This window comes from Streptomyces sp. NPDC037401, assembly GCF_055602345.1.
Genome location: NZ_JBVJWO010000034.1, coordinates 1 through 22,931, shown reverse-complemented (window position 1 = coordinate 22,931; position 22,931 = coordinate 1). Strand labels below are relative to the sequence as shown.

The window sequence follows — 22,931 nt, the reverse complement described above, 5'->3', positions numbered from 1 at the left end:
CGCCTGTTCACTCGACAGCGGCCGCGCTGCTCCTATGCTTCTACATGTCTGTAGATTATGCCAGGGCGGACGGAGCACTCCGTGCTGCCCGGGCGCCCGTACGCGCGCCCGTCGGGCTCGCGTGAAGTCAGGAGGGGAACAGAACGTGGCTTCGATCGATCTGGACAAGGTGCTGGACAAGGCGTGGGCGGACAAGAGCCTGCCCGAGATCCTGGCCGCTCCCGTGGGAGCCCTCAAAGGCGTCTCCGACCGTGACGGCGAGCTGCTCAAAGAGGCGTTCGGCGTCACGACCGTCGCCGAACTCGCCGAGCTGAAGTACGTCCGCTGGGCGCAGGCCCTCGCGGCCCTGGACGCGGCGAAGTAACGCTTCAGGCTCGCGCGGTGCCGTGGACCGGACCCCGGTCCGCGGCACCGTCGCGGGCACCGCAACAAAGATCACAACGCAACGCACATGAAGGAGAGCGCCACGATGGTGTTCAAGCGCCTGCTCGGCTCGATGGGTGTCGGCGGCCCCGCCGCGGACACGGTTCTCGACCTGACGACCGCCGCACCCGGGGGCAGCCTGACCGGCGAGGTCCGCCTCACCGGCGGCCGGGCCGGCTTCGACATCGAACACATCACTTTGGAACTCGTCGCCCGCGTCGAGGCCGAGACCGAGGGCGGCGAGCACGAGGGCACGGTTGCTTTCGAGCGATTCCACATCGGCGGCGGCTTCCGCCTCGCGGAGGCCGAGCACCGCTCCGCGCCGTTCGCCATCACGCTGCCGTGGGAGACCCCCATCACCCAGCTGCACGGCCAGCCTCTGGGAATCGTCCTCGGAGTGCGGACCGAGCTCGGCATCGCCGGCGCCAGGGACAAGGGCGACCTCGACCCCCTCTCCGTGGGGCCGCTGCCCGCGCAGGAGGCGATCCTTGAGGCATTCGGGCAGCTCGGCTTCGGCTTCAAGTCCGCCGATCTCGAACTGGGCCGCATCAGCGGCACCGGCCAGCAGCTGCCCTTCTACCAGGAGATCGAACTCACCCCGCCCCCGCAGCACGCCCACCAGCTCAACGAGATCGAGCTGACCTTCCTCGCCCATCCCGGCGGGCTGGAGGTCGTCCTGGAGGCGGACAAGCGCGGCGGCCTCTTCTCCGGAGGCCACGATGTCCTCGGCCGGCACCACGTCAGCCACGAGGGAGCGGCCCACCGGGACTGGAACGCCGTCGTCGGCTCCTGGATCAGCCAGCTCCTCGACGCGCACACCGCCCGCGCGGCTCACACCCCTCACAGCCCCTACGGGCACGGCGCAGGGCACGACGCTCACGCCCACAAGGACGACCACGGACACCATGACAGTCACCGGTCCGGGCCGGGCATGGGCACCGTGGTCGCCGCCGGCGCGGCCGGCCTCGCGGTCGGTGTCGTCGGCGGGATGGTGGCGGCCGAAGTCGTCGACGAGATCGGCGACTTCTTCGAGGACGACGAGGACGAGGACGGCGGCGAGGAAGCGTAGCTACTCCGTCACCCGCACCGTAGCTTCTACGGTGGTGTAGAAATAACTTGTCCGGGCCGGATCCGTCCGTCCCCGGCCCGGACAACCCTGCGACCCGATGGAGTTGGCATGGCCCTGTGGGACCGTTTCAAGCAGTCCGCCCAGCAGATGCAGACGCAGCTGGAGGCAAAGAAGAACGAGCTGAAGTCCGGCGCGTTCCGCGACGCGAGCATGGCCATGTGCGCCCTGGTCGCCGCGGCGGACGGAACGATCGACGACTCCGAGCGCCGACGGGTGGCCCACCTGATCGCCACCAACGAGGTCCTGCAGAACTTCCCGGCCGCCGATCTCCAGACGCGCTTCGACGACTACCTCAACACCCTCACCGCCGACTTCGACTTCGGCAAGGTCAGCATCCTGCAGGAGATCGCCAAGGCGAAGAAGAAGCCCGCCGAGGCGCGCGCCGTCATCCAGATCGGCATCGTCATCGGAGGCGCTGACGGCGACTTCGACAAGACCGAGCAGGCCGTCGTACGCGAAGCCTGCTACGCCCTCGACCTCCCGCCCCACGAGTTCGACCTCTAGCGCCACGGCCCTGCCCGTACGCGCCCGGCGTCGCGGCCCCCAAGGCGCGGGGAGGCATGCCTGCGAGGAGACCGGGCTTCGGGCGGGTGCGCACGATCAGGCGAAGGCTGTGTCGACGTAGCGAATCTCCATCCGGGCGATGACGCTCGGGACGCCGTTCGATTCCGGAGCCCGGTCCGTAGTCGTCACCTGCCTTGGAGCACAATGTCCGCATGGCGAACAGCGAGGAACGCGGCGCTCCGTACGTAGGTTTCACGGCGGGCATATCGCTGGGCATGATGATGGGAGTCGTACTCGGTCTGCTCATCGTCGACAACCTCGCGCTCGGACTCGGCGTGGGTGTCGCGCTGGGACTCGGCATCAGCACGATCCGTCGCCCTGGGACCGAATCAGCCGAGGTCCAGCCCGGCGAATCCTGATCCTTTCCTTCCCGAACGACCTGCTGTCGTCGTCTCCGACGTAAGGCGCCAGAACCATACGCGCCGGAGGCGGGAAGACACATGTCGAGGCGCTGTCCGATGTGAGATCTCGGCGCCCGCGAACAGGGCGTTGAACACGATCAGCGCGGCGTGAGCGCGAGGTCCCACACGGAGCCGTTCGCGGCCTCGCGCCCAGCCGGGTGCGGTTGGGCGTCACAGGCCCGAGCGGACCACGGTGACGGGGCAGTGGGCGTGGTGCAGGACGGCCTGGCTGACCGAGCCCAGCAGCAGCCCGGCGAATCCACCCCGCCCGCGCGCACCCACCACGATCAGCTGGGCGGTCTCGCTGGCCTCGATCAGTGTCGGCCGCGTACGGCCCCGGACGATCCGCTGGCGCACAGTCACCTCGGGGTACTGCTCGCGGTGCCTGGACAAGGCCTCGGCCAGCAGCCGCTCTTCCACCGTCCGTTGTTGGTCCACGTCACCGATCAGGTCCACCAGTTCCACAGGACGGCCCGGGCCGCTCTCGCCGTGATCACTCCACGTGCTCCAGGCGTGCAGGGCCACCAGTTCACTGCCCCGCAGCTGTGCCTCGGCGAACGCGAACCTGATCGCGCCCAGGCCCTGAGGGGAGCCGTCCACCGCCACCAGTACGGGCCCCTCGGGCCCGGTCCGGCCGCGTACGACCATCACCGGGCATTGGCCGTGTGCGGCAAGGTGGACGGCCGTCGATCCCAGGAGAAGCCCTCGGATGCCGCCCGTGCCGCGGTGGCCCACCACCACGAGCTGAGCCGTGCGTGACTCCGCTTCCAGGGCGGCCACCGGCTCGCCGGGCATCACCGCGCTGGTGGTCCGTACTCCTGGGGCTGCAGCCTGGGCCCGGTCGACCGCTTCGTGAAGCAGGTGCTCGACCAGATCCCGCACTCCTCCGCCGGGCGGTCCGAGAGGTGAGGAGCCGGGTGGGACGTGCATGGCGGGCCAGACGAAGGCGTGCACGACATGCAGCTCCGCTCCTCTGAGCAGTGCTTCCCGTGCGGCGGCGTCCACGGCGGCCATGGCGTAGGGCGAGCTGTCCACCCCGACCACGACCGGACCGGACATCGCCCTGCCTCTCCTCTTCCCGCAGCTCCTGCTGCGGGGCTGGGCCCGCGCTTCGTCCTCCCAGGTTCTCTCGCAGGCCGCACCCACGCGACCAGGGGCAGCCGCGTCAGGCGTCCCCGGGCCAGGTCATAGCGGTGTGGCGGCGTGGAGGATGAAGAACAGGGTGACGGCGGAGTTCGCCGAGGACAGTGCGGACACCGTTGTGCCAGCCGCCGCACCCCACGTGGCCACGCCCACCGCGGTGAACACCGACGGCCAGCGGCTGGAGGCAGGGGCGGGCCCCAGCAGTGCGGCGACCCTGCTCGGCACCGGTCCCGCCGCCGCGAACGCGGGCAGCGTGGCCAGCGGGGCGCCGCGGCTGATCAGCGCCGCCTTGCCGATCGCCACCGCCACCGTACGGCGGCTGCCGACCCTGGCCGCCGCCTCCTCATCGGCCCACCGCTCGGCGGTGTAGGCCACCACCGACCTCAGCGGCCGCAGGAACGGGTTCGCGCGGGCGGCGAGCTGGACGGCCAGCAGGAACCGGTGGTGGCCTCCCGTGAGGTGGGCACGCTCGTGCGCGAACAGTGCCCGGCGCTCGCGGGAGGAGAGCGAGGCCAGCATGCCCGTGCTCACCACGATCCGGTCACGGCGCGAGCCGGGCAGCGCGTAGGCGTACGGAACCTCATCGGGCAGCACGGCCACCGGGGTGGCGGGCAGCCCGGCAAGTGCGCGCTGGCTGCGTCGGCGTACGCGCCGGTGGCGCCATGCCGCCGACGTACACGAGGCGATCACCGCGAGGAGCGCGGGGATGGCGGCCTTGCCGGCGACCTCGTCGTACGGGACCGCTTCGCGCACCTCCGGGTCGGACCAGCCGTCCGGCAACGGGTTGCCGGGCAGCTGCGCGGTCCCCACCACCATCAGCAGCGCCAGGCACAGCGTGCTGCACACCGCCAGCACCGCCGCGGCGCCGGTCAGCAGCCACGTCGCGGTACGCGGGTGCAGATGATGCCCGGCCAGGCGTGCGATCGGCCACGCCGTTAAGGGCAGCACCAGCGGCAGGAACACGAAAATTCCCATGTCCCTCAGTCTTCTCCCGCCTCGGACGCCTTGCCCAGCAGTTCCCGCAGCAGCTCCTCGTCCCCGGGCGTGAGAGCGGTCACGAAGCTGGCCAGGACGGCTTGCCGGTCGCTCTCGGCATCCAGGACCTTGCGCATCCGCAGAGCGGCCAGCCCGGCCTCGTCGGCGACCGCCATCCACTCGAACGACCGGCCCACCCGCTCCCTCGCCACAGCACCCTTGGCCTGCAGCCGGGTCAGGATCGTCATCACCGTCGTGTAGGCCAGTCCGCCGCCCAGGCGTTCCTGGACCCAGCCGGCCGTGACCGGCCCCGGCGCCTGGCACAGTGCGGCGAGTACCTGGCCCTCCAGTTCACCCTGCCCCCGGCGGGGGGACGGGTCGGCACCGCTCGAGTCTTTCACTGTCATGCCGTCAACCTCCCGCCTCATGGCCTCACCCGATGCGGCGTGGCGGTTCATCGTACTGATCCACCGGCCGACTGCTCGGCGGACCGCGAACGGTCCGCCTCCGCGAAGCCGCCACACCGGCCGAACTCCCACCAATATACTTCTACAGTGTTGTAGATTCACCTTGATCCGACGGTACGGGCGCGCCCGCCGGGGCCGCGGGGATACCGAATGGGAGTCACGACATGGGTGTGAGCCTGTCCAAGGGCGGAAACGTCTCGCTGAGCAAGGAGGCCCCGGGTCTGACCGCCGTGCTGGTCGGCCTGGGCTGGGACGTCCGGACGACCACCGGGGTCGACTTCGACCTCGATGCCAGCGCGCTCCTGGTGAACGCCTCCGGGAAGGTCCCCTCCGACCAGCACTTCGTCTTCTACAACAACCTCAAGAGCCCCGACGGCTCCGTCGAGCACACCGGCGACAACCTCACCGGCGAGGGCGAGGGGGACGACGAGGTCGTCAAGGTCGACCTCGCCACCGTGCCCGCCGACGTCGAAAAGATCGTCTTCCCGGTCTCCATTCACGACGCCGAGGCCCGCAGTCAGAGCTTCGGCCAGGTGAGGGGCGCGTTCATCCGCGTCGTCAACCAGGCCGGCGGTGCGGAGATCGCCCGCTACGACCTCTCCGAGGATGCTTCGACCGAGACCGCGATGGTCTTCGGTGAGCTCTACCGAAGCGGCGCGGAGTGGAAGTTCCGCGCCGTCGGCCAGGGCTACGCCTCCGGCTTGTCCGGAATCGCCGCAGACTTCGGCGTCGGCGTCTGAACAACCGCATGCAGGCGGGGTGGTCCGCCGGGCCCGGCGGACCACCCCCGTCACCCGATACAGGCGCAGCCGTGTCACTCGATCCGGGGATCCTTTGAGGCAGGAAGGCCCGCCCGGAACCGCGGGCGGAGCCGACTTCGAGCCCATGCGGCTCGCATCACCGCCGCACCGACCCGCAACTCCCCCATCCGCCGGGTACGACCGCGCGCCGGATTGCCCAGGAACGGGGCACCACGTACACCGTCATCGTTTTCTACAGTGCTGTAGATTCATGGCGGTCGCGAAGGCGGCCTCGCGAAGATGCTGTCCGACGGCCGATCATCAGGAGGACACGGTGGGAATCAATCTCGACAAGGGCCAGCAGATCAGCCTGGAGAAGGCCGGCGGTGGCACGCTGAGCGTGGTCCGGATGGGGCTGGGCTGGCAATCCGCCCCACGCAAGGGCTTTCTCGCCCGGATGACCGCGCGGGAGATCGACCTGGACGCCTCGGCCGTACTGTTCGCGGGCAAGGATCCGGTGGACGTGGTGTTCTTCCAACAGCTGGTCAGCAAGGACGGCTCGGTGCGCCACACCGGGGACAACCGCGTCGGCGGCGCCGGACAGGGCGGGGACGACGAGTCCATCCTGGTGGACCTCTCACGGGTGCCCGTGCACGTCGACCAGATCGTCTTCACCGTCAACTCCTTCACCGGGCAGACCTTCACGGACGTGCAGAACGCCTTCTGCCGCCTCATCGACGAGACCAACGGCCAGGAGCTGGCCCGCTACACCCTCTCCGGCGGCGGCACCTACACCGCCCAGGTCATGGCCAAGGTCCACCGGTCCGGGCAGGGCTGGAACATGTCCGCGATCGGCGAGCCGGCCAACGGCCGCACGTTCCAGGACCTGCTGCCCGCCATCACCTCCCATCTGTAACGAGCACCAGCGCAGCGGACATGTACAGGCCGGAGCCGGCGTGCAGGCTCGGCGAAGAGGGCATCACCGGCATCGGAGGCCAACGCAGTGTTCGGCATCAGTGAGATAGCGATCATCCTCATCCTCGTCACCCTGGTCTTCGGAGCCAAGAAGCTGCCCGAACTCGCCCGCTCGATGGGGAAGTCCGCCCGGATTCTGAAAAGCGAGGCCAGGGCGATGAAGAACGACCCGGCTGGCAGAACAGCCGCCGGCGAGCAGCCCGCCGACGCCGGTACCGGGTTGGTTATCGAACCCGACGCCGTGATCAGCCCGCGCCCCGCCCGCGTATCCCGCTGCGACCACGCACAACGCTGACCTGGGGCCTCGGCCTCCCCGTCGCGCCGCATCCGCCGGGAGGGCACGCCCTGCAAGCGGCCTGCCGAGCGGTATAACGTTCTTCACATCAGTCGTGCCGCACCAGCCCAGCGAGGGAGCATGTCGCGCACCTGGGGTGCCATCGCCCTGGCCGTAGTCGGCACCATCACCACCATGGCCGGCGCCGCGCTCTACATCCTCCCGGGCCCATGGATCCCGGTTCTCGCCGTCGGCATAGCCATGCTCGTGGCCGGTGTCCTCATGCTGGGCCTGGACGCCGACTGCCGTTAGCCGACGTTTCCTCGCTGGTACGTGACGAAGAACCTCGGCCGGCCCGGTGACGCGGCTGCGGGCCTCCGGCAGGGCCCCGGAGCCCCATCGAGAGCGGTCGGCACCAGGCCTTCCGGCTCGCCGTGACCTCAGCGGCGGGAATCCTGCCCGGCACCGCCCTTGACCTGCTTCGCCATCAGCCCACCACAACTGCGGGGCAGTGCTTCGTACTGGCGGTGTACCTCCTGCCGTCCGTTGATCGTCAGGCGAGTTCGGCGAACGTTTCGACAGCGGTGGTCTTGCCCGTGACGATGATGACGTCGCCCTTCTCGACGACGGTCTCGGCAGTGGCGTGGGTGAAGTCGTTCCCGGGGCGTTTGATGCCGACGACGGTGATGCCGTACTTGGTGCGTACGGCGCTCTGTCCGAGCGGGATGCCGGTGATCGCGTTCGGGGTGATGGTCTTGACCAGGGCGTAGTCGTCGTCGAACTCGATGAAGTCGAGCATGCGGCCGGTGACGAGGTGGGCGACGCGCTCGCCCATCTCGTGTTCGGGGAGGACGACGTGGTGGACGCCGAGGCGTTCGAGGATCTGTCCGTGCTGGCGGCTGATGGCCTTGGCCCAGATGTTGGGGACGTTCTCTTCCAGGAGGTTGGAGGCGACGAGGATGCTGGCCTCGATGTCGGTGCCGATGCCAACGACCACGCTGGGGAAGTCCCCGACGCCGAGCTGTCGGAGCACCTCGGGATCGGTGCAGTCTGCGACGGCAGTGTGGGTGAAGATGTCGCTGTGCTTCTGGACGAGAGCGGCGTCGGTGTCGATGCCCAGCACGTCCCAGCCGCGCCGGGTCAGTTCGTTGGCCAGTGAACTGCCGAACCGGCCCAGACCGATGACGGCCACGCGTTGGTCGCCCGCGGCGTGGGCGCCGAGGTCCAGGAGCCGCTTGCGGCGGCGTCGGCGCAGGGAGTGCAGGTAGTTACCCAATGACGGGTCGCTCCTCGGGTAGCTGGTAGCGGCGGGTCCGCTCGCGCAGGGCAAGCGAGGACACCAGGGTGATGGGGCCGAGGCGGCCGACGAACATGAGGAGGACGAGGATCAGCTGGCCGGAGTCGGGGATGTCGGCGGTGATGCCGGTGGACAGGCCGACGGTGGCGAAAGCGGAGACGGCCTCGAAGAGGACGTCCTCGAAGGCGGCTCTGGTGACGGTGAGCAGGGCGAGGGTGGCGGCGATGACGAGTCCCACGGCGAGCAGTGCCACGGTCAGGGCCTGGCGCAGCACGTGCGGGGCGAGGCGCCGGCCCATTACGGTGGAGTTGGGCTCGCCGCGGACCTCAGCGAGCATCGCCGCCGCCAGGACCGCGAAGGTGGTCACCTTGATGCCGCCTGCCGTGCCCGCGCTGCCGCCCCCGATGAACATCAGCGTGCAGGTGAACAGGAGGGTCGTGGCGTTGAGTGCGCCCATGTCGATGGCGTTGAAACCGGCGGTGCGGCTCATCGCGGAGTAGAAGAAGCCGTTGAGGATCTTCTCGTCCCAGTCGAAGGGGGCGAGGGTGCCTGGGTTGGTCCATTCCAGCAGGCAGGTGAGCACAGTTCCGATGAACAGCAGGGCGGCGCTGGTGACGAGCGTCAGACGGGTGTGCAGCGACCAGTTGCGGCGGCCGGTGGTGCGGCGCCGGGTGCGGTGGCGCAGGAGTTCCAGCAGTACCGGGAAGCCGAGGCCGCCCAGGATCACGGCCACGGCGATCGGCAGCGTGATCCACGGGTCCTGGGCGTACGGGGTGAGGCTGTCGCCGTGCAGCCCGAAGCCGGCGTTGTTGAAGGCCGATACCGCGTGGAAGAAGCCGGAGTAGGCGGCTTCGGCGACGGAACGGCCGTATCCGAAGCGCAGCCGCAGGGCGAGGAACGCTCCCACCGCGAGTTCGACGATGAGCGTGCAGCCCGCCACGCCGAGGAGGACACGGCGTACGTCGCCGAGCCCCAGGCTCTTGGTCTCCGCTGCCGCGGTCAGTTGCATGCGCAGCCGCAGCCTGCCGGAGACCAGCAGCGCCAGCAGGGATGCCAGGGCCATGATGCCGAAGCCGCCGACCTGGATCAGCGCCAGGATGACAACCTCGCCGAAACCGCTCCAGTGCGTGGCGGTGTCCACGACGACCAGACCGGTCACGCACACCGCCGAGGTGGACGTGAACAGCGCCGTCACGACGTCTGTCGTCGAGCCGTCCTGGGAGGAGACCGGCAGCATCAGCAATCCCGTGCCAGCGGCGATCACCAGGGCGAACGCCCACACCACGCTGCGGGCCGGATGAGTGGTGAACAGCGAATGCCACACCCTTGCCGCGCGTCCGGCCACTCGACCGACTTCCCTCCGACTCGACGCCACCATTGGGCCCGAGCATCAGGAGTGCGTCAAGGACCAGCGGCGCCACCCTACCCCGGCGGGTGTCGGCCTTCGAACAGGCCACGGCCGACGGGAGCGGGTGTCCCCCGGTGGGGCGGAGTCCGTCGAGGCGTGTGGGGAAGAACGGCCGGGTGCGGGGCCTGTCAGGTGAGTGCCGCCTTGGGGAGGCCGGGGACGGATCTGGGGCCCGTGTCCGCGGTGGGCAGGGTGAGGACCATGGTCAGACCGCCGCCGGGAGTGTCCTCCGCTGTCAGGGTGCCTCCGATCGCTTCGGTGAAGCCGCGTGCGACAGCGAGGCCGAGGCCCACGCCGGCTCCGGCGGGGGCGTCTCCGTAGCGCTGGAAGGGCTCGAAGATGCGGTCCTTGGCCTCGTCCGGGATGCCGGGGCCGCGGTCGACGACGCGCAGTTCCACGCGCTCGGCCAGCGCACTGGCCGAGACGAGGACGGGCTGGCCGTCGGGGCTGTACTTGACCGCGTTCTCGACGATGTTGGCGACTGCCCGTTCGAGCAGACCACGGTCGACCGCGACCATGGGGAGGGTTTCAGGAATGTCGAGTTCCACGCTGTCGTCGGGCACACCGACCAGGGCCATCGGGACCACTTCGTCGAGGTCGGTCTCGCGGATCAGCGGGGTGACGGTGCCGGTCTGGAGGCGGGACATGTCGAGGAGGTTGCCGACCAGTGCGTCGAGTCGGTCTGCTCCCTCTTCGATGCCTTCGAGCAGGTCGGCTCGGTCCTCTTCCGACCATTCCACGTCATCGGCGCGGAGGGAGGTGACGGATGCCTTGATTCCGGCGAGGGGCGTGCGGAGGTCGTGGCTGACGGCGGCCAGCAGCGCGGTACGGATGCGGTTGCCCTCGGCGAGACGCTGGGCCTCCTCTGCCTGACCGACGAGGCGCTGGCGGTCGAGGACGACGGCGGCCTGGGCAGCGAAGGCGCCGAGGACCCGGCGGTCCTCGGCCGGGAGGACACGTCCGGTGAGGGCGAGGGCCATGTTGTCGCCGATGGGCATGTCGACGTCGGCGTCCTCGGGTCGCGCGGCCGGGGCGGGTCCGGTGCCGGCCGCCAGGGTCCACGGGTCGACGTCGCTGTCGCGTTCGAGCAGGGCCACCGATTCCATGGCGAAGGTTTCGCGGACCCGTTCCAGCAGGGCGGGCAGGGCGGTCTCGCCGCGCAGGACGCTGCCGGCGAGGAAGGAGAGGATCTCGGCTTCGGCGCGCAGCCGGGCGGCCTGGTGGGTGCGGCGGGCTGCGAGGTCGACCACGGAGGCGACGGAGACGGCGACCGCGAAGAAGACGGCGATGGCGACGATGTTCTTGGGGTCGGCGATGGTCCACAGGTGTAGCGGCGGCGTGAAGAAGTAGTTGAGCAGCAGGGACCCGAAGGCGGCCGAGGCCAGCGCGGGAAGCAGTCCGCCGAGCAGGGCGGCGGCCACGGTGAGCGTGAGGAAGAGCAGCATGTCGTTGGTGAGCCCGAGGTCGGGAACGACAGTGCGCAGCAGTACGGTCAGGATCACCGGTCCGGCGATGCCGACCAGCCAACCCCAGATGATGCGGGATCGGCCCAGGCGGGCGCCGCGTGCCACGGGTAGGCCCCGGCCCTTGGCGGCCGCGTCGTGGGTGACGATGTGGACGTCGAGGTCGGGTCCGGACTCGCGGGCGACGGTGGCGCTGACGCCGGGGCCGAAGATGTACTGCCAGGGGCGGCGGCGGCTCACGCCGAGGACGATCTGGGTGGCGTTGACGCCGCGGGCGAATTCCAGCAGGGCGTCGGGGATGTCGTCGCCGATGACGTGGTGGAAGGTGCCGCCGAGGTCCTCGACCAGGGTCCGCTGGACGGCCAGTTCCTTGGGCGAGGCGGAGGTGAGCCCGTCGCTGCGGGCGATGTAGACGGCGAGGACTTCACCGCCGGCGCCCTTCTCGGCGAGGCGGGCGGCCCGGCGGATGAGCTGTCGGCCTTCGGGACCACCGGTCAGACCGACGACGATCCGCTCGCGGGCTTGCCAGGTGGAGCGGATGTTGTGCTCGCCCCGGTACTCCTGGAGGTACTCGTCGACCCGGTCGGCGACCCACAGGAGGGCCAGCTCGCGCAGGGCGGTGAGGTTGCCGGGGCGGAAGTAGTTCGACAGGGCGGCGTCGACCTTGTCCGGCTTGTAGACGTTGCCGTGTGCCATGCGCCGGCGCAGGGCCTGCGGGGACATGTCGACCAGCTCGATCTGGTCGGCCCGGCGGACCACCTCGTCGGGCACGGTTTCCTGCTGCCGGACCCCGGTTATGGCCTCGACGACGTCGCCGAGGGACTCCAGGTGCTGGATGTTGACCGTGGATACGACGTCGATGCCCGCCTGGAGGAGTTCCTCGACGTCCTGCCAGCGCTTGGCGTTACGGGAGCCGGGCACATTGGTGTGGGCGAGTTCGTCCACGAGTGCCACGGCAGGGCGTCGGGCCAGTACGGCGTCCACGTCCATCTCCGTGAAGACGCCACCCCGGTACTCCAGCTCGGCCCGCGGGATCTCTTCGAGTCCGTGGAGCATGACCTCGGTGCGGGGGCGGCCGTGGTGCTCGACGAAGGCGACGACGGCGTCGGTGCCGCGCTCGATCCTGCGGTGCCCTTCCGAGAGCATGGCGTACGTCTTGCCGACGCCCGGGGCGGCGCCGAGGTAGATCCGGAATGTGCCGCGTCTCATGTCGTTCAGCCTTCGAAGCGGTAGCCCATGCCGGGCTCGGTGATCAGGTATCTGGGATGCGCCGGGTCCGCTTCCAGTTTGCGCCGGAGCTGGGCCATGTAGACGCGCAGGTAATTGGTCTTGTCGCCGTACGTCGGGCCCCACACCTCGAGCAACAGCTGTCGCTGGCTGATCAGCCTGCCGGGGTGGGTGATGAGGATTTCCAGCAGGTGCCACTCGGTCGGAGTGAGCCGGACATCCCGGCCATCACGCCGGACCTTTTTGGCCACCAGGTCCACTGTGAAGTCGTCGGTCGTCACCAGGACCGTCTCCTGCGAAGGCTCAGCGGCCTCCTGGCGGCGGACCGCTGCGCGCAGCCGGGCCAGCAGCTCGTCCATGCTGAAAGGCTTGGTGACGTAGTCGTCGGCTCCGGCATCGAGCGCCCTGATCTTGTCCTCGGAAGTGTGGCGGGCCGACAGGACGAGGATGGGGACGCGGCTCCAGTCCCGTACGCCCTTGATGACTTCGATGCCGTCCATGTCGGGCAGGCCGAGGTCCAGCAGTATGACGTCCGGTTTGCGGGCGGCGGCGAGGCGGAGGGCCGAACTGCCGTCGGTCGCCGACTCGACGTCGAACTTGCGTGCCTGGAGGTTGATCCTCAGGGCGCGGACGAGCTGCGGGTCGTCTTCCACCACCAGGACCCTGGTCATCTGTGTGGCGCCTTCCTTCCGCGGTGGGCGTGCTGGTCATGGGGCGGAGCCGGCCGGACACGAGAGTTCCGCATCTGGCCGGCTCCGGAGCCCGTTCAAGGCGGGCCCTAGCGCTTGGTCAGCGCCTTGAGTGCCAGGTTGAGGCTGAGGACATTGACGTGGGGTTCGCCGAGGAAGCCGGCGGTGCGGCCCTCGTTGTGCTCCTCGACCAGCTTGGCCACCTGCTGCTCGGTGAGGCCGTTCTCCTTGGCCACGCGCTTGATCTGGATCTCCGCGTACTCCGGGGAGATGTGCGGGTCGATGGCGGAGGCGGAGCCGGTGACCGCGTCCTTGGGCACCTCGGACTCCGGGACTCCGTTGAACTCGGCAACCTGCTTCTTGGCATCGGTGACCGCTTGCACCAGCCGGGAGTCGGACGCGCCGAGCTGACTGGAGCCGGTGGCGAGCGGATTGTAGCCGCTGTTGGAGGGGCGCGGCTGGAACCACTTGGGGTCCGGACGCGCTGCCTCTTCCTCGTCATCCGGGTTCTTCTTGGGGAGGTCCCAGCTCTGGCCGATGAGCGAGGATCCGACCTGCTTGCCGTCGGCCTTGACCAGGGAGCCGTTGGCCTTGTCGTGGAAGAGCGCCTGGGCCACCCCGGTGACGGCGAGCGGGTAGAGGATGCCGGTCACGACGGTCAGCACCAGCAGCATCCGCAGCGCGGCGACCAGGAGACGGCCTGTGTTGGAGACGGAGTTGTTCATGGCGATCAGCCGATTCCGGGGATGAGGGAGATGAGCAGGTCGATGAGCTTGATGCCGATGAACGGGGCGACCAGGCCGCCCAGGCCGTAGATCCCGAGGTTGCGGCGGAGCATCTTGTCCGCGCTGGTCGGCCGGTACCGGACGCCCTTCAGGGCCAACGGAACCAGTGCAATGATGATCAGCGCGTTGAAGATGACCGCGGAGAGGATCGCGGACTCGGGCGAGGCGAGGCCCATGATGTTGAGCTTGTCCAGGCCCGGGTAGGCGACCGCGAACATGGCCGGGATGATCGCGAAGTACTTCGCGACGTCGTTGGCGATCGAGAAGGTGGTCAGCGCCCCCCGGGTGATGAGGAGCTGCTTGCCGATCTCCACGATCTCGATGAGCTTGGTGGGGTTGGAGTCCAGGTCCACCATGTTCCCGGCCTCCTTCGCGGCCGAGGTACCCGTGTTCATCGCCACGCCGACATCGGCCTGGGCCAGCGCGGGCGCGTCGTTGGTGCCGTCGCCCGTCATCGCGACGAGTTTGCCGCCCGCCTGCTCCCGCTTGATGAGGGCCATCTTGTCCTCGGGGGTCGCCTCCGCGAGGAAGTCGTCGACACCCGCCTCCTCGGCGATGGCCTTCGCGGTCAGCGGGTTGTCACCCGTGATCATGACCGTCTTGATGCCCATGCGGCGCAGCTCGTCGAACCGCTCCCGCATGCCCTCCTTGACCACGTCCTTGAGGTGAATGACACCCAGCACGCGGGCGCCCTTCTCGTCCTCGACTGCGACGAGGAGCGGCGTACCGCCGGCCTCGGAGATGCGGTTGGCGAGAAGGTCGGCATCGTCGGAGACCTGACCGCCCTGCTCCTTCACCCAGGTGATGACCGAACCGGCCGCACCCTTGCGGGTCTTCCTGCCGTCGACGTCGACACCGGACATACGGGTCTGGGCGGTGAACGCGATCCAGTCGGCGTGGGCGAGCTCGCCCTGGTGGCGTTCGCGCAGCCCGTACTTCTCCTTCGCCAGGACGACGATCGAGCGGCCCTCGGGGGTCTCGTCGGCCAGCGAGGACAGCTGGGCAGCATCGGCCAGTTCGGCCTCGGTGGTGCCCTTGACCGGGACGAACTCGGCGGCCTGCCGGTTGCCCAGCGTGATCGTGCCTGTCTTGTCGAGCAGCAGCGTCGAGACGTCGCCGGCCGCCTCCACGGCTCGCCCGGACATGGCCAGCACGTTGCGCTGGACCAGGCGGTCCATGCCCGCGATGCCGATCGCGGACAGCAGGGCCCCGATCGTGGTCGGGATCAGGCAGACCAGCAGCGCGGTCAACACGATCATCGAGGTCTGCTCGTCGGCGCCCGCATAGATCGCGAACGGCTTCAGCGTGACCACGGCCAGCAGGAAGACGATCGTCAGGGAAGCCAGAAGAATGTTCAGCGCGATCTCGTTCGGCGTCTTCTGCCGCGCCGCGCCCTCCACCAGGTTGATCATCCGGTCGATGAAGGTCTCGCCCGGCTTTGTCGTGATCTTGATGACGATCCGGTCCGAGAGGACCTTCGTACCGCCGGTCACCGCACTGCGGTCGCCGCCCGACTCGCGGATGACCGGGGCGGACTCCCCCGTGATGGCGGACTCGTCCACGGACGCGACACCTTCGACGACGTCACCGTCGCCGGGGATGATGTCGCCGGCCTCGCACACCACCAGGTCGCCGATGCGCAGCTCGGTACCCGGGACGCGCTCCTCGTTCTTGCCGACGATGCGGCGGGCGACGGTGTCGGTCTTGGCCTTGCGCAGCGTGTCAGCCTGCGCCTTGCCCCGTCCCTCGGCGACGGCCTCCGCGAGGTTCGCGAAGATCGTGGTCAGCCACAGCCAGGCCGTAATCGCCCAGCCGAACCAGTCCATCGGGTTGGTGATCGCCAGAACGGTGGTGACCACTGACCCGATCAGGACCACGAACATGACCGGGGACTTGATCATGATCCGGGGGTCGAGTTTGCGGACCGCGTCCGGGAAGGACTTCAGCAGCTGCTTGGGGTCGAAGAGACCAGCGCCCACGCGGCCGCTCTCGGGCTTGTGCCCCGTCGGAACATCACTGTGCGGCGCGGGGGTCCCCGTGCTGGTGGACATCGGGTCCTCGTGCTTCTTTACGTTGGCGGTCATGACCCCAGCCCCTCGGCGAGCGGCCCCAGCGCCAGCGCCGGGAAGAACGTCAGACCGGTGATGATCAGGATTGCTCCGACGAGCAGCCCTGTGAACAGGGGCTTCTCGGTGCGCAGGGTGCCTGCTGTCTCAGGGACCGGCTTCTGCTCGGCAAGCGAGCCGGCCAGCGCCAGCACGAAGACCATGGGCAGGAAGCGGCCCAGCAGCATGCACAGGCCCAGCGTCGTGTTGAAGAACGGCGTGTTGGCGCCGAAGCCGGCGAACGCGGAGCCGTTGTTGTTCGACGCGGAGGTGTAGGCGTACAGGACCTCGGAGAAGCCGTGCGCCCCGACGTTGGTCATGGCCTCCTTGCCGTCCGGCAGGGCCATCGCCACAGCGGTACCCACCAGGACCAGGGCAGGAGTGATGAGGATGTAGCAGGCCGCGAGCTTGATCTCGCGGGTGCCGATCTTCTTGCCCAGATACTCCGGGGTGCGGCCCACCATCAGACCGGCCAGGAACACCGCGATGACCGCCATGATCAGCATGCCGTAGAGGCCGGAGCCGACACCGCCGGGCGCAATCTCGCCGAGCATCATGCCGAGAAGCAGCACACCGCCGGACAGGCCGCTGAAGGAGTCGTGGAAGGAGTTGACCGAACCGGTGGAGGTCATGGTGGTGGAGACCGCGAACAGCGAGGACGCTCCTTCGCCGAACCGCTGCTCCTTGCCCTCCATCGCCCCGCCCGCGAGCTGGGAGGCGGTGCCCGGGTGGGCGTACTCGATCCAGGTCACCAGGATCACGCCGACGAACCAGATCGTGCCCATCGCGGCGACGATCGCGTAGCCCTGCTTGACGTTGCCGACCATGCGGCCGAACGTGCGCGGCAGCGAGAAGGGGATCACCAGGAGCAGGAAGATCGTCAGCAGGTTCGAGAAGCCGTTGGGGTTCTCGAAGGGATGGGCGGAGTTGGCGTTGAAGTAGCCGCCGCCGTTGGTACCCAGATCCTTGATGGCTTCCTGGGAGGCCACCGCGCCCGGCGAGATGCTCTGAGTCTGCCCGGTCACCGTGGTGAGCTCGTGGATGCCGCCGAAGTTCTGGATGGCGCCCGCGGAGACCAGCAGGATCGCGGCGATCACCGAGATGGGGATCAGGATGCGGACGGTGCCGCGCACCAGGTCGGCCCAGAAGTTGCCCAGCTCGCCCGTGCGGGAGCGGGCGAAGCCGCGTACGAGGGCCACCGCGACGGCAATGCCGACGGCCGCCGAGACGAAGTTCTGGACGGCGAGGCCGGCGGTCTGGGTGACGTGGCTCATGGCGGTCTCACCCGAGTACGACTGCCAGTTCGTGTTCGACACGAAGGACGCGGCCGTGTTGAACGCCTGGTCCGGGGTGATCGCCTCGAAGCCGAGCGACAGCGGCAGTACGTGCTGTACGCGCTGGAGCACGTACAGCAACAGCACGCTCACGGCTGAGAAGGCCAGCACCGCGCGCAGGTAGGCGGACCAGCGCATCTCAACGTTCGGATTGGCGCCGACGCTGCGGTAGATCCACTTCTCGACCCGCAGGTGCTTCTCGGAGGAGAAGACGCGGGCCATGTAGTCGCCCAGGGGGCGGTGCACCAGGGCCAGGGCGGCGATCAGCGCCGCCACCTGGAGGACGTCAGCAAGAACGGGGCTCATTTCGGGACTCAGAACCTCTCCGGCTTGACGAGGGCGAGGACGAGATATCCCAGCAGAGCGACGGCCACGACCAGGCCAACGATGTTCTCGGCAGTCACAGCTTCGTCACCCCCTTGGCGATGAGAGCCACCAGCGCGAAAACCGCGATCGTGGTGACGACGAAGGCCACATCGGCCATCGTGAGCTCCTGGAGGAAGTGGAAGTAAGGAATCGGCCAGCTGGCCGATCCAGAGCTAACCGCATCCCGGAAGCGTCGTTAAGGGGCCTTGACGGCTCCCATACGCCGGACGTGGCGCCTTTGACGGAATCCTTACGCGGCGCCGATACGCAAGCCCTGTTCAGCCCTCGCCGGGCAACGCCGTGTCGAGGGCAGAGCCGGTCAGGTCGGCGAGTGTCGCGGCCACCCGGCGCGCCTGGACCGAAGGCACCGAACCCGGCGTAGGGGCGAGCATGAACCGGCCGTAGTAGTGACCGTTGCCACTGGCGCGCAGTTCGACCTCGCCCTCGGGCCAGCCGTTGCGTTCCAGATCCCAGGCGCGGTGACCGACCGACACACTGCCGTCGTGCTCCAGCCGTGGCGGACGGCCGAGCAGGGACCCGTATTCGAAGCGGCATCCCCGCAGCTCCAGCAGCTCGGTGAGATCGCCCCGGACGCGGTCCACCACGGCCTCGGGAGATCCGGCGCGCTGGGCGAGACGGGCGGTGGCGTGCAGGCGGGAGAGGTGATCGGCATCTGTCACCGTCACCACCTCGAGCCGTCGCACCCGGACGGCGAGCTGGGCGACGAGGAGTCCGACCACCAGCAGCAGGACGGCAGTCTGGATGTCGTCCGGGTCGGTGATGGTGAAGCGCTGGTAGGGGCGGGTCAGGAAGAAGTCGAACCAGGCCGCCGCCGAGACGGCCGCGAGCGCCCCGGCGAGGCGGGTGCCACGGGCGGCCACCAGGACGATGGCCACCACCAGGATCAGTGCTTCGTTCGTCTCCGCCAGCCGGCTGCGGAAGGGCACGAGCGCGAGGGCGACCAGGAAGGGCAGGACGAGCGCCCCGATCAGTGCGACACGGTCACTCACCAGGTACCGGGGCATTCGGTCACCTTCCAGTTCATCCGTCTCGGGACGGAGCCCGAAGGACGTCGACTCAGAACTTCTCCGGGTTGATCAGGGCTGCCACCAGGTATGCGAGCAGGGAAACGGCCACGAGCAGCCCGACGACATTCTCCAGGTCCATCTGCGATCCGTTCTCTCGGCCACGCGGGGCGGATGCCCGCAATGCGACGATGCACCCGCGCCGGGCGGACCGCGCCCGTGCTGACGCTGTCTTGTCGGACTTCATACGGAAACCGTCCAGCACTCGCCGACACCCCGTGACGTACAGGAACCGGAACCTCCGCGAGCAGGCAGGGCCGGCGGATCCATACCTGTTGACGCGTCACTGACGGAGTCTTGACGGAAGTCACCGCACACCCGTCAAGACCTCGCCAATTGACGGCTCCGGAGGCTCGGCATGGGCTCAACGAACGGTAGGTTCCTGCCCGTTGCACTGCCAGGGGATCCGAACGTCGCGTGACGAGCCGGAGGGGCCCCTATGGGACGGGTCCCCCGGCGGCGCATCCCTCGTTCCGGCCCAGCCGATCCCACCGATAGGTCTCTCCATGCCTCCCGCCGCCACCCGGCAGGTACCTCCCGTCCGGACCCCGTCGCAGGCTCCCGTCAACCGGCCACCTCACAGACGCCCAGGGCGGCGGCCCCTGCTGGACTCCGTACAGCCGGCGGCTTCCTTCCAGGAAGCCCTGCGCAAGCTGCGTCCCCGTGAACTCGTCAGGAAGCCCGTCCTGTTCGTGGTGGCGGTGGGGTCCGCCCTGACCACCCTCTCGGCGCTGGTTCACCCGTCCGTTTTCACCTGGGTGATCAGTATCTGGCTCTGGCTGACGGTGATCTTCGCCAACTTCGCCGAGGCCGTCGCCGAAGGGCGCGGCCGGGCCCAGGCCGAATCACTGCGCCGGGCGCGTACAGACACCGTCGCGCTGCGCCTACGTCACTGGACGTACGGCCTGAACCTCCGGCACGCCGAGACCGAGGCCGTCTCCCCGGCCGACCTCCAGCCACTCGATGTGGTCCTGGTGGAGGCGGGGGAGCTGTTCCCCGCCGACGGCGATGTGATCGACGGCGCCGCAGCGGTCGACGAGTCGGCCGTCACAGGCGAATCGGCCCCGGTGATCCGGGAGTCCGGCGGCGACCGATCAGGCGTGACGGGCGGTACGACCGTGCTCTCCGACTCGATCGTCGTACGGGTCACCTCGCGCCCCGGGCACAGCTTCATCGACCGCATGATCGCCCTCGTGGAGGGCGCCACCCGGCAGAAGACCCCGAACGAGATCGCGCTCAATATCCTGCTGTCGGCGCTCACCGTCGTCTTCATCCTGGTCGTCGTCGGACTCCAGCCCATGGCCGCACACGCGGGCGCCGCCCAGACCACCACCGTGTTGGTGGCCCTCCTCGTCACCCTGATCCCCACCACCATCGGCGCCCTGCTGTCCGCCATCGGCATCGCCGGCATGGACCGCCTCGTCCAGCGCAACGTCGTCGCGATGAGCGGGCGCGCGGTCGAGGCCGCCGGCGACGTCAACACCCTGCTGCTCGACAAGACCGGCACCATCACCCTCGGCAACCGGGAGGCGGCCTCCTTCGTGCCACTCCCCGGGGTGGACAACCTCAAGGTCGCCGACGCCGCCCAGCTGGCCCCGCTCGCCGACGAGACCCCGAGGGGCGCTCCATCGTCGCGCTCGCCCGGCAGCACGGCCTTCAGCCGCCCGCCGAGGGGGAGCTGAGCAATGCGACGTTCACCCATTTCAGCGCCCGGACCCGGATGAGCGGAATCAACCTGAGCTGGAGCAACGGCGCCGCCTGCGCCATCCGCAAGGGCGCGGCGGCCCAGGTCGCCGAATGGGTCTCGCTGCGCGGCGGGAGCGTGCCGAGCGAGGCCCTGCACTGGTCCGACGGCATCTCCGCGTCCGGTGGTACATCCTTGCTCGTCGCCGTCCACGACTGGGACGGCCCGCGGGTGGTGGGGATCATCCATCTCAAGGACGTGGTCAAGGAAGGAATCCGGGAACGCTTCGCGGAGCTGCGCCGCATGGGCATCCGTACGGTCATGGTCACCGGCGACAACCCCCTCACCGCCAAAGCCATCGCGCAGGAGGCCGGCGTCGACGACTATCTCGCCGAGGCCACCCCCGAGGACAAGCTCGCGCTGATCAAGCAAGAGCAGGCGGGCGGCAGGCTCGTCGCGATGACCGGCGATGGCACCAACGACGCTCCCGCCCTCGCCCAGGCCGACGTGGGCGTGGCCATGAACACCGGTACCTCGGCCGCGAAAGAGGCCGGGAACATGGTGGACCTGGACTCCAACCCGACCAAGCTCATCGAGATCGTCGGGATCGGCAAGCAACTCCTCATCACCCGAGGCGCCCTGACCACGTTCTCCATCACGAACGACGTCGCGAAGTACTTCGCGATCATCCCGGCCATGTTCACTGCCGCCTACCCGGGGTTGGAGGCGCTCAACATCATGGGCCTGCACAGCCCGAAGTCCGCCATCACCTCGGCGATCATCTTCAACGCCCTGATCATCATCGCCCTGATCCCCCTCGCCCTGCGCGGCGTCCGCTACAAGCCCGCCTCCGCGCACGATCTCCTGCGCAGAAACCTCGCCTTGTACGGACTGGGCGGCCTCATCCTGCCCTTCGTGGGCATCAAGCTCATCGACCTGCTGGTGTCCGCCGTTCCCGGCCTCGGATGAGATCCGTCAGAGCCGAGTCAAGGAGCCGTCAGGACACTTGAACCCGTCGTCGCAGGCACATTGGATGGATACCGTGAACATCGGTCAGCGCCACGACGACCGGCCGCCATCAGGACTGATCCGTGCCCGGCTCACGTCGATGCCGCCCGCGAAGCGCCCTGCGCGCCCTCCAGTGCGCTAGCACCCGTTGACCCGTGCGGGAGGCCCTTCCGGGCTCGCCGCGATCACCATGCAACGCCGGCGCACTCGCGTCCGCACACAACCCATATTCACCTCACCGCATGGCTGGCGGGGCACTTCGTCCCCTCCACAGCCATGCCCTTCCACAGGAACCGCTCATGCCTTCATTCCTGTCCGGCCGGACCATTCTGGTCACCGGCGCCACCTCCGGCATCGGCTACGAGACCGCCCGCCGGCTCGCCGAATGCGGTGCCACCGTCCTGCTGCACGGCCGCACCCCGCAGGAGGCCCGGGCAGCCGCCGACCGCCTCATCGCCACCGCCGACGTCGACGCGGAACTACTGCGCCCGTGCGCGGCGGACTTCGCACACCTCGACGAGGTCGAGCGGCTGGCCAACCGGATCATCACAGGTCACCCGCACCTCGACGTCCTCGTCAACAACGCCGCCGTCGCCGCCCCCGAGCGCCACACCGTGACGCCCGATGGCAACGAACTCGCGTTCCAGGTCAACTTCCTCGCCCACTACCTCCTGACGACCCTCCTCGAACCGGCGCTGACCAGCGCCCCGGGCGGCCGCGTCGTGAACGTCTCCTCCTCAATGCACCGGACCGCCTCCATCATGTGGAACGACCCCAACCGCACCCGCCGCTACTCCAGGCTCGCGGCCTACGCCCAGTCCCAGCTGGCACTCACGGTCTTCGCCGCCGACCCGCGTGTCACCGCGGTCTCCGTCGATCCGGGTGTGTGTGAGACCGCACTGCGGCCCCTCTACGGCCACGAAGGCACCTCGGCCGCCGAGGGCGCCGCCCACATCGCGCGGCTCTGCGACCCGGCCGTCGAGATCGTCAACGGCGCTTACTACGACCGCGGCCGGCGCATGGAGCCGGCACCCGCCGCCACCGAGGAACGGACCGTCAAGCGGCTGAACAAGCTCGCTGACCTGCTCGTCGGCCACTCCGTCTGAAGGAGTACGCCACACCCGTGCCCAAACGCGCCCGGACGAAGAAGGCTCGCCGCAAAAAGGCTGCCGACCACGGCGGCAGGGCCAGCCGGAGCTGATCGCTGTCCGATCCGACCCCGGAGTGGGGGGGGGGGGGGGGGGGGGGGGGCCCCCCCCCCCCCCCCCCCCCCCCCCCCCACCCCCCCCCAACCCCCCCCCCCCCCCCCCCCCCCCCCCCCCCCCCCCCCCCCCGTACCCGGGGGAGAAGGAAACGACGCCGGGGGCGGCTGGACCCACAGGTCCAGCC

22 protein-coding genes and 1 pseudogene are annotated in these 22,931 nt (G+C 69.2%); 10 read left to right on the top strand and 13 right to left on the bottom strand.

Going from position 1 to position 22,931, the window contains the following annotated elements; all coding sequences use genetic code 11:
• Nucleotides 1-145 precede the first annotated feature (145 nt).
• The 4 genes from ACZ7H1_RS29400 (at nucleotide 146) to ACZ7H1_RS29385 (ending at nucleotide 2,475) form a co-directional block, all read left to right on the top strand.
• Nucleotides 146-364 carry a hypothetical protein gene (locus tag ACZ7H1_RS29400; RefSeq protein WP_075971580.1) on the top strand — a complete coding sequence of 73 codons (219 nt, stop codon included), beginning with the start codon at nucleotides 146-148 and terminating at the stop codon, nucleotides 362-364.
• Nucleotides 365-469: 105 nt separating this feature from the next.
• Nucleotides 470-1,492, top strand: coding sequence for a sporulation protein (locus ACZ7H1_RS29395; RefSeq protein WP_470790823.1), 1,023 nt, complete (start codon nucleotides 470-472; stop codon nucleotides 1,490-1,492).
• 108 nt (nucleotides 1,493-1,600) lie between these two features.
• The gene (locus ACZ7H1_RS29390; protein ID WP_468154618.1) at nucleotides 1,601-2,056 is read left to right on the top strand and encodes a tellurite resistance TerB family protein; all 456 of its coding nucleotides are present in this window, start codon (nucleotides 1,601-1,603) and stop codon (nucleotides 2,054-2,056) included.
• A 212-nt stretch (nucleotides 2,057-2,268) separates the two neighbouring features.
• On the top strand, nucleotides 2,269-2,475 hold the full coding sequence (locus ACZ7H1_RS29385; RefSeq protein ID WP_470790822.1) for a hypothetical protein: 207 nt from the start codon (nucleotides 2,269-2,271) through the stop codon (nucleotides 2,473-2,475).
• A gap of 213 nt (nucleotides 2,476-2,688) precedes the next feature.
• On the opposite strand, the gene ACZ7H1_RS29380 is transcribed toward ACZ7H1_RS29385, so the two are convergent.
• The 3 genes from ACZ7H1_RS29380 to ACZ7H1_RS29370 all read right to left on the bottom strand — a co-directional run bounded on the left by ACZ7H1_RS29380 (nucleotide 2,689) and on the right by ACZ7H1_RS29370 (nucleotide 5,042).
• On the bottom strand, nucleotides 2,689-3,576 hold the full coding sequence (locus tag ACZ7H1_RS29380; RefSeq protein WP_470790821.1) for a universal stress protein: 888 nt from the start codon (nucleotides 3,574-3,576) through the stop codon (nucleotides 2,689-2,691).
• Between the two features lie 126 nt (nucleotides 3,577-3,702).
• Nucleotides 3,703-4,635 (bottom strand): M56 family metallopeptidase, encoded by a 933-nt coding sequence (locus ACZ7H1_RS29375; RefSeq protein ID WP_470790820.1) that lies wholly within the window; start codon nucleotides 4,633-4,635, stop codon nucleotides 3,703-3,705.
• 5 nt (nucleotides 4,636-4,640) lie between these two features.
• Entirely contained in the window at nucleotides 4,641-5,042 is a 402-nt protein-coding gene (locus ACZ7H1_RS29370; RefSeq protein ID WP_329377021.1) for a BlaI/MecI/CopY family transcriptional regulator, read from the bottom strand.
• Between the two features lie 224 nt (nucleotides 5,043-5,266).
• On the opposite strand from ACZ7H1_RS29370, the gene ACZ7H1_RS29365 reads away from it, so the two are divergent.
• The 4 genes from ACZ7H1_RS29365 (at nucleotide 5,267) to ACZ7H1_RS29350 (ending at nucleotide 7,403) form a co-directional block, all read left to right on the top strand.
• Nucleotides 5,267-5,842 (top strand): TerD family protein, encoded by a 576-nt coding sequence (locus tag ACZ7H1_RS29365; RefSeq protein WP_272262319.1) that lies wholly within the window; start codon nucleotides 5,267-5,269, stop codon nucleotides 5,840-5,842.
• 334 nt (nucleotides 5,843-6,176) lie between these two features.
• The gene (locus tag ACZ7H1_RS29360; RefSeq protein ID WP_272262317.1) at nucleotides 6,177-6,758 is read left to right on the top strand and encodes a TerD family protein; all 582 of its coding nucleotides are present in this window, start codon (nucleotides 6,177-6,179) and stop codon (nucleotides 6,756-6,758) included.
• 87 nt (nucleotides 6,759-6,845) lie between these two features.
• A complete protein-coding gene (gene tatA / locus ACZ7H1_RS29355; RefSeq protein WP_470790819.1) occupies nucleotides 6,846-7,112 on the top strand; it encodes a twin-arginine translocase TatA/TatE family subunit in 267 nt (88 codons plus the stop codon).
• A 120-nt stretch (nucleotides 7,113-7,232) separates the two neighbouring features.
• The gene (locus tag ACZ7H1_RS29350; RefSeq protein ID WP_470790818.1) at nucleotides 7,233-7,403 is read left to right on the top strand and encodes a hypothetical protein; all 171 of its coding nucleotides are present in this window, start codon (nucleotides 7,233-7,235) and stop codon (nucleotides 7,401-7,403) included.
• Between the two features lie 241 nt (nucleotides 7,404-7,644).
• Here ACZ7H1_RS29350 and ACZ7H1_RS29345 read toward each other — a convergent pair whose 3' ends face one another.
• The 10 genes from ACZ7H1_RS29345 to kdpF (ACZ7H1_RS29300) all read right to left on the bottom strand — a co-directional run bounded on the left by ACZ7H1_RS29345 (nucleotide 7,645) and on the right by kdpF (ACZ7H1_RS29300) (nucleotide 18,932).
• The gene (locus ACZ7H1_RS29345) at nucleotides 7,645-8,367 is read right to left on the bottom strand and encodes a potassium channel family protein (RefSeq protein ID WP_470790817.1); all 723 of its coding nucleotides are present in this window, start codon (nucleotides 8,365-8,367) and stop codon (nucleotides 7,645-7,647) included.
• On the bottom strand, nucleotides 8,360-9,733 hold the full coding sequence (locus ACZ7H1_RS29340) for a TrkH family potassium uptake protein (protein ID WP_314250727.1): 1,374 nt from the start codon (nucleotides 9,731-9,733) through the stop codon (nucleotides 8,360-8,362). Before ACZ7H1_RS29340 ends, ACZ7H1_RS29345 begins: the two co-directional genes overlap by 8 nt.
• A 191-nt stretch (nucleotides 9,734-9,924) precedes the next feature.
• Nucleotides 9,925-12,468 carry an ATP-binding protein gene (locus ACZ7H1_RS29335; RefSeq protein ID WP_470790816.1) on the bottom strand — a complete coding sequence of 848 codons (2,544 nt, stop codon included), beginning with the start codon at nucleotides 12,466-12,468 and terminating at the stop codon, nucleotides 9,925-9,927.
• A 5-nt stretch (nucleotides 12,469-12,473) separates the two neighbouring features.
• Nucleotides 12,474-13,157 (bottom strand): response regulator, encoded by a 684-nt coding sequence (locus tag ACZ7H1_RS29330; RefSeq protein WP_470790815.1) that lies wholly within the window; start codon nucleotides 13,155-13,157, stop codon nucleotides 12,474-12,476.
• 107 nt (nucleotides 13,158-13,264) lie between these two features.
• Nucleotides 13,265-13,900 carry a potassium-transporting ATPase subunit KdpC gene (gene kdpC, locus ACZ7H1_RS29325; protein WP_470790814.1) on the bottom strand — a complete coding sequence of 212 codons (636 nt, stop codon included), beginning with the start codon at nucleotides 13,898-13,900 and terminating at the stop codon, nucleotides 13,265-13,267.
• Nucleotides 13,901-13,905: 5 nt separating this feature from the next.
• A complete protein-coding gene (gene kdpB, locus ACZ7H1_RS29320; protein ID WP_470790813.1) occupies nucleotides 13,906-16,044 on the bottom strand; it encodes a potassium-transporting ATPase subunit KdpB in 2,139 nt (712 codons plus the stop codon).
• Nucleotides 16,041-17,705 carry a potassium-transporting ATPase subunit KdpA gene (gene kdpA / locus ACZ7H1_RS29315; RefSeq protein WP_470790812.1) on the bottom strand — a complete coding sequence of 555 codons (1,665 nt, stop codon included), beginning with the start codon at nucleotides 17,703-17,705 and terminating at the stop codon, nucleotides 16,041-16,043. Before kdpA ends, kdpB (ACZ7H1_RS29320) begins: the two co-directional genes overlap by 4 nt.
• 8 nt (nucleotides 17,706-17,713) lie before the next feature.
• Nucleotides 17,714-17,803 carry a K(+)-transporting ATPase subunit F gene (gene kdpF, locus ACZ7H1_RS29310; RefSeq protein WP_018845955.1) on the bottom strand — a complete coding sequence of 30 codons (90 nt, stop codon included), beginning with the start codon at nucleotides 17,801-17,803 and terminating at the stop codon, nucleotides 17,714-17,716.
• Nucleotides 17,804-18,043: 240 nt separating this feature from the next.
• Nucleotides 18,044-18,790 (bottom strand): DUF4118 domain-containing protein, encoded by a 747-nt coding sequence (locus ACZ7H1_RS29305; protein WP_470790811.1) that lies wholly within the window; start codon nucleotides 18,788-18,790, stop codon nucleotides 18,044-18,046.
• 52 nt (nucleotides 18,791-18,842) lie between these two features.
• Entirely contained in the window at nucleotides 18,843-18,932 is a 90-nt protein-coding gene (gene kdpF / locus ACZ7H1_RS29300; protein ID WP_252310259.1) for a K(+)-transporting ATPase subunit F, read from the bottom strand.
• A 424-nt stretch (nucleotides 18,933-19,356) separates the two neighbouring features.
• Between kdpF (ACZ7H1_RS29300) and kdpB (ACZ7H1_RS29295) the strand changes: the two are divergent.
• A pseudogene (gene kdpB / locus ACZ7H1_RS29295) lies at nucleotides 19,357-21,503 on the top strand (potassium-transporting ATPase subunit KdpB).
• Nucleotides 21,504-21,841: 338 nt separating this feature from the next.
• Nucleotides 21,842-22,648, top strand: coding sequence for an SDR family NAD(P)-dependent oxidoreductase (locus ACZ7H1_RS29290; protein WP_470790810.1), 807 nt, complete (start codon nucleotides 21,842-21,844; stop codon nucleotides 22,646-22,648).
• The last annotated feature ends 283 nt before the right edge of the window (nucleotides 22,649-22,931 follow it).